This is a genomic window from Paenibacillus sp. J22P277 (assembly GCF_059383675.1).
This window is the reverse complement of sequence record NZ_JBXENS010000008.1, coordinates 594,782-600,803: the sequence shown is the minus strand read 5'-3', so window position 1 is coordinate 600,803 and position 6,022 is coordinate 594,782. Positions and strand designations below refer to the sequence as shown.

The following is a 6,022-nucleotide window of genomic DNA, read 5'->3' as shown; positions in this document are numbered from 1 at the left end:
GAAACTCGCTTCGTCACCTAGATGACGTCGATCGTTTCACCGTATTTATAACCTTTTGACAGGTCGCTCATTGTTCAGTTTTCAAGGTACAAGTGTGTTGCTTGTTGTTACTCCGGTGCAAGCCCGGAACAAGAATATATCATATTCGCTAGCAACATTGCAACTGTTTCTTTTTCCCAAATGGTTCACAATGAAACTCGGAACTGTTTTGGATACCGCCGACCTCTCGTTCTTGCCTGGCGACAAGAATATATATTACTAGGATCAAGAGATGGATGCAAGTTGTAAAATTTTACAGCCAATAGACAGCGCAGAAAACTCGTACGCTCTGAGTAAAATAAGAGACTGCCCGCAGCGCGAAGCAGTCTCGGTAACCAAATGACGCCGCCTCCATTATTGGCGCCCACGCTTCCCAGCGCCAGCCGAACGGGTACAGCTCCGACATGGTCAACGGCAGACGGCCCCGCGGCTGGATCACGCCGATCAACGCGCGGGCCGCGCTTACAATGCAGTTCGCCGCGCTCGACTGCAGCTCTCCCATGACTGCTCACCAACTCCCGTCGCTTTCCGTGTCCGGACGGCCAGCGCCGCCTACCGGTCTTCCTCCGGCTCTTCCTCGGCGTGCGCCTGCAAGCCCGCCCCCTGCAGCGAAATCCGGTATTCCGTCGGATTCCGGCCCGTGTATTTCATGAACACTTTCGTAAAATACCGCCGTTCCGAATAGCCGACTTCCTTCGCGATCTGAGCGATGCTCTTCGGCGTGTCCCCCAGCAGTGCCTTGGCGGTTTCCATCCGCTGCCGCGTCACGTATTCGATGAACGTTTCCCCGTAGGCGCCCTTGAAAAGCAGGCTGAAGTGGGAGGTCGACAGGCCGACGTACGACGCCGTCTCCTCGACGCAGAGATCGCGGAACAGGTGACGGTCGATAAACTGCTTCGCTTCCATCATCTGCAGCTCGGAATGCTTCCGTTTGTCCGTGGAACGGGCGACGCCTTCGCTGGATGCCTGCCGGATGGCGGCAAACAGATCCTTCACGCCAAAACGCAAATCCATCTTGCGCCAAAGCGCCTCTTCCTGCTCCCGCGGCAGCAGCTCCGCTTCCTTTAACTCCCGCATCAGATGCAGCGCCAGAAAATGCAGCCACGGTTTCAACCGCCCTTCCGCTCCTCCGTTCGCCTGCTGAAGCTGCTCGGCGATGCGCCGCTGCTCCTCGCCGACGCCGGCCGCGTCGCCCCGCTTCATGGCGCCGATCAGCCGTTCCGCGATGTCCCACAGCGTCCGCCCGACCTCATAAGCGGAGGGCTGCTCGCTGCCGTAGAAGGCCATCTGCGCGGAATCCGTCGACAGCTGCATGCCGCGCTGCACGATCTTGTATGCTTCCGCCAGCCGGTTCATCGCCGCAAGCTTGTAGTAGACGCCGGCATGCAGCCGCAGCTTCGCGTTCTGCCGCACGGACTGCAGCAGCAGCTCGATCCAGCCGACGACCCGCTGCCCGCAAAGCTGCTCCCGAACAGGTGCCGCCGGCAGCCCGATCTCCGTCTCCTCGTCCGCGCCGCCGAGCATGAGCACGCACCACTCCCCGTCGCGCATCTGGATGACGCAATGCGGAAGCCTCGCGTTCTGCAGCGTCTCCCGCAGGACGTTGCAGACGGCGAAATTCCACATCTTCCGCTCTTTGTCCGGCCATTCGCGCCAATCCTTGGCATCCTCCGAGCCGACGTCGATATCGAGCACGATAAGCGTGTATTGGGGTTCGCCGATCATCTGCTCCTGTCCCGCCATCAGCCAATGATCGGGCGTCAAGTCCGTGTAGTCCATCAAGACGTCGTAGAGGATCTTCTCATTGGCCAAATCGATCATGCGGTCCAGCTTGCGCCGCTCCTCGTGCTCCCGCGCCCGTTTGCCGCGCTGCTCCGACATGACCCGGGCGATGACGCCCGTCAGCTCGTCGTACGGAATCGGCTTCAAAATATAATCTTTGACCCCGTACTGGATCGCCGAGCGCGTATACGAGAAATCCTGATAGCCCGACAGCATGATGACATCGCAAGGCAGCCCCCGCTCCCGGATGTTGCGGACGAGTTCCAAACCGTCCATGACGGGCATGCGGATGTCGCACAGTACGAGATCGACTTCCTCGGCCGTCAGCAGCTCCAGCGCTTCGACGCCGTTTTTCGCCGTTCCGGCGATTTCCAAGCCAAGCATGCCCCATGGGATGACCTTTTCCAAATTTCGCGTGATATGAAGCTCGTCGTCGACGAGCAGTACCTTGCCGTTCATGCGCATCACCTCTGCTTCGGAATCTTGATCCGGATGACCGTGCTATGCCCCGCCGCGGAGCAAAGCCGGAGGCCGTACTTAGGTCCGTAATGGATCCGTAGCCGGTCCGCGACGTTGCGAAGTCCCATTCCCCGGCGCTCGCCCTGCTCCGCGACGTTCATCCCGGTCTCCCGAAGCCGGCCGGGGCCGTTGATTCGTTTCAGCGCGACTTCGTCCATGCCGAGGCCGTTGTCCGAGACGACAAAGACGAGATCGTCCGCCTCCGCCGTTACCGCTATGCGAATCGTGCCGCCGTAGGGGAGGCCCTCGAAACCATGCTGGATGGCGTTCTCCACGAGCGGCTGCAGCGTCAGCTTCAGAATCGTGCAATCCAGCGCTTCGTCGGGGATATCCAGCTCGTAGCCGAACAGATCCTCGAAGCGGTATTTCTGAATCTCGAGGTAGCTTCGCACATGCTCGATCTCCTCGCGGACCGCGATGATCTCGGATGGATGCATGCTCGTGCGCAGCAAAATGCTGAGCCGGCGTACCATCGCCATGATTTTGCCGCCTTCGTTCTGAGCGGCCAGCGCGTTGATCGATTCCAGCGTATTGAACAGAAAATGCGGCTTGATCTGCGCCTGCATGAGCATCAGCTCCGCCCGCTGCTTGCGCTCCTGCTCGGTCCGGACCTCGCTCAGCAGCCGGCCGATCGTGTCCACCATGCTGTTGAAGCTGCGCGCCAGCAGGACGGTCTCGTCCTTGCCCTTCGCCGGCACGCGGATGTCCAACAGTCCTTGCTCCACGAGACGCATCTTGCGCACGACGCGGATGATGGACTTGGCGACCCGGCTGACGAAAAAGATATTGAACAAGATCGCGAAAATCAGGCAGAGCAGCGTGATGCCGCCGATCCACTGCACGAAGCGGACGTTCTCGCTCGTCAGCGACTGCCAGGACTTCACGGAAACGAGCACCCAGCCGCTCCGATCCAGATTGTACGCGGAGATAAGCGAGTCTTCGCTGCCGAATAATCCGCGGTAACTCGCGTAACGCACGGTGCCCTGCAGGTCGAGCCGCGTCTCGCTGCCGGCCAAGCGGCCGTTCAGCTCATGCCGGCTGTCCAGCATGACGAGCCCGTCCCGGTCGATGATCAGATACCGCGTCTGCGTCTGCTGCTCGCCGGTCAGCGTGAAATCCTGCAGCATGTTGTCGACCTCGTCCGACTTCACCTGCGTGACCATGATCCCGGAATCGTTCAGCGTGTCGGCATCCTTGACCACGCGCATCTGCGTGAACAACGCGGCGTCCGTGCCCGTCAGCTCCGGCTGCTCGTAGGGACCGAGCCAGAGCGGGCGGCCGGCGAGCCGCATGATGTCTGGATAGACGGAATGGTTTTGCAGCAAATCGTACGGGATCGGCTTGAACGTCGTCGGATCGTTCCGGTAGGAACGGAACATCGTGCCGTCCTTGCCGTAAAGCACGACCATGCTGAGCGCGGGATTCTGGAAAAGGATCTTTCCGAGGGATTTCTCGTATTGGCTGATGGCGATCAGCCGGCTCGCGTCGTTGACCGAATCGCGCGAGCTGCGCAGGGCTTCCTGAACGCTCGGGTTCGTGACGCTGGAATCGGTGAGTTGATCGAGCTCCCGGAAGAAGTAGCGGATGTTGCCGCCGACCGCCTTGAGCGTGATTTCCGTCTGCTCGCTGTATTTCTTCTCCAGCAAATGCTCCGAATTCACGAACGACGCGATGCCGAGCCCGATCAGCGGCACGACGATCAGGGTGATGAACGCAACCAGCAGCTTGGGACGAAGATTCATGGGCGGAAGGCTCCTCGTAATAATGGCGTCTCCTGCAATGGCGGGCGATCGGACTTTGCCGCGCCGCGTTGCGGGAAGCGCCGGCGTCAGCCCTTGACGCTTCCCGCGGTCATGCCGTCGATGATTTGGCGCTGCAGGAACATGTACACCGCCAGCACCGGAATAATGCTGATGATGACGGCCGCGGACAGCGACGCGAAGTTCGTCCGGTACCCGTCGTTGAACGTCGCCATGCCCGTCGGCAGCGTGCGCAGCGACTCCGACGTGACGAACAGCTGCGAAAAAATATATTCGTTCCAGTTGCCGATGAAAGCCAATATGAATACGGTCACCAAAGCCGGCACCGTAATCGGAAGAATGATTCGGGCGAACAGCCCAGCCGCCCCCAGCCCGTCCATGATGCCCGCCTCTTCGAGCTCGAGCGGAATGGACTGCATGAAGGCGTGGAGAATAAAAATCGTGATCGGCAAAGCATAGGTGCAGTATACCAAAATAAGCGATCGAAGCGTATTGATCAGATGGATATCCGTCACGAGTTGGTACAGCGGAATGAAAACCGCGCTCGGCGGCACGATCAACCCCAACAGGATGAACGCGTAGACGCGTTTGCTGAGTCCCTTGAACGTCATCCGCGAGAGGGCGAATGCCGTGGCCGAGGAAAGCAGCAGCGTCAGGAAACAGGCGGCCAGCGTGACGAACAAGCTGTTCAGCGCATAAGTCCCGATATGGGCGGCCTCCCAAGCGGCTTTATAATTGGCGAAATTAAGCTGCTTAGGCAGCGCCCACGTATTGACCGTGATTTCGCGGTTGGTCTTGAAGGAAGACAACAGCAGCCAGACGAGCGGAAAAAGCACGATGACGACGTATGCCCAGAGCAGCGCATGCATCGGCAATTGTCTGCTCCGAAGGCGGCTGGGCAGCGGAAGGCCGCCGCTCGCGGGGCCCGGCTTGTCGGCGTTCGTTCGCGTTTGCGCCGTGACATTCATCAATACTGCACCTCCTCCGACTTGGACATGCGCTGCAGCACGCCGGACATGATCATCGTGATGACGAACATGGCGACGCCGATCGCGCTGCCGTAACCGAGCTCGAGCGACCGGAAGCCGACCTTCAGCATGTACGTGGACATGACCTCGGTGGATTGGAACGGCCCGCCGTTCGTCATGATCTGGACGATGTCGAGCACCTTGAGCGTGCCGGAAACGGTCAGCAGCAGCATGACGAACAGGATCGGGCGGATTAGCGGCAGCGTGACGAGCCGGGTCTCGCTCCAACCGTTCACGCCGTCGATCTTGGCCGCGTCGGTAATTTCCCGCGGGATGTTCAGAATCGCGGCCAGGCAGAGCACGATGAAGAAACCGACGTTTTGCCAGGCATTCGCGATCAGGATGGAAAGCATCGCGAGATTCGGTTTCGACAGCCATTCGAGGGCCCAGCTGTCGCCGCCGACGAGGCGCAGGGCTTGGTTGATAAGCCCGGATTCGTAGTCGTACAGCACGCCGAACAGGATAGCCACGGTCGCCGTCGAGATCACGACGGGAATGAACACCGCGGATTTATAAAAGCCGCGCATGCGCCGGACCTTGCTGATCGCGATGGCGATCAGGAACACGAGCGGAATGTTGACGATAAGCGAGAACGCCATGAAATACAGGTTGTTGCCGAGCGCCTTCAGAAATACCGCGTCCTGCAGCAGCCGCTTGAAGTTGTCGATCCCGATGAAGATTTTCGGGGACACGCCGTCCCATCGATAGAGCCCGTAGATAAACGAAACGATGACCGGATATACGAAAAAAAGCGCGTACAGCAGTAATGTCGGCACGACGAATGCCGCGTAGGTCCAAGGATTCCGAAGCGCTTTGTTCATGAGGGACCTCCTGGATATGAGCGGTATGAAGCAAAAAAGAGGGTGCCTTGCACGGAGGGCACCCTCTTTTTCC

General features: G+C 59.5%; 5 protein-coding genes. All 5 read right to left on the bottom strand.

Annotated features, from left to right (window positions below; genetic code table 11):
* Positions 1-292 precede the first annotated feature (292 nt).
* The 5 genes from AC50YL_RS29520 to AC50YL_RS29500 all read right to left on the bottom strand — a co-directional run bounded on the left by AC50YL_RS29520 (position 293) and on the right by AC50YL_RS29500 (position 5,949).
* A complete protein-coding gene (locus AC50YL_RS29520; protein WP_494836707.1) occupies positions 293-541 on the bottom strand; it encodes a hypothetical protein in 249 nt (82 codons plus the stop codon).
* A gap of 50 nt (positions 542-591) precedes the next feature.
* Positions 592-2,280 carry a response regulator gene (locus tag AC50YL_RS29515; RefSeq protein WP_494836706.1) on the bottom strand — a complete coding sequence of 563 codons (1,689 nt, stop codon included), beginning with the start codon at positions 2,278-2,280 and terminating at the stop codon, positions 592-594.
* 5 nt (positions 2,281-2,285) lie between these two features.
* On the bottom strand, positions 2,286-4,082 hold the full coding sequence (locus AC50YL_RS29510) for a sensor histidine kinase (protein WP_494836705.1): 1,797 nt from the start codon (positions 4,080-4,082) through the stop codon (positions 2,286-2,288).
* A gap of 86 nt (positions 4,083-4,168) precedes the next feature.
* Positions 4,169-5,068 carry a carbohydrate ABC transporter permease gene (locus AC50YL_RS29505; RefSeq protein ID WP_494836742.1) on the bottom strand — a complete coding sequence of 300 codons (900 nt, stop codon included), beginning with the start codon at positions 5,066-5,068 and terminating at the stop codon, positions 4,169-4,171.
* A complete protein-coding gene (locus AC50YL_RS29500; RefSeq protein WP_494836703.1) occupies positions 5,068-5,949 on the bottom strand; it encodes a carbohydrate ABC transporter permease in 882 nt (293 codons plus the stop codon). The genes AC50YL_RS29505 and AC50YL_RS29500 overlap by 1 nt, the downstream gene beginning before the upstream one ends.
* Positions 5,950-6,022: the final 73 nt, after the last annotated feature.

What these genes read in the sequence shown, in the direction of transcription:
- AC50YL_RS29515 (WP_494836706.1), bottom strand. Translation starts at nt 2,280, where the DNA reads ATGAACGGCAAGGTACTGCTCGTCGACGACGAGCTTCATATCACGCGA.
- AC50YL_RS29500 (WP_494836703.1), bottom strand. Translation starts at nt 5,949, where the DNA reads ATGAACAAAGCGCTTCGGAATCCTTGGACCTACGCGGCATTCGTCGTG.
- AC50YL_RS29505 (WP_494836742.1), bottom strand. Translation starts at nt 5,068, where the DNA reads ATGAATGTCACGGCGCAAACGCGAACGAACGCCGACAAGCCGGGCCCC.
- AC50YL_RS29520 (WP_494836707.1), bottom strand. Translation starts at nt 541, where the DNA reads ATGGGAGAGCTGCAGTCGAGCGCGGCGAACTGCATTGTAAGCGCGGCC.
- AC50YL_RS29510 (WP_494836705.1), bottom strand. Translation starts at nt 4,082, where the DNA reads ATGAATCTTCGTCCCAAGCTGCTGGTTGCGTTCATCACCCTGATCGTC.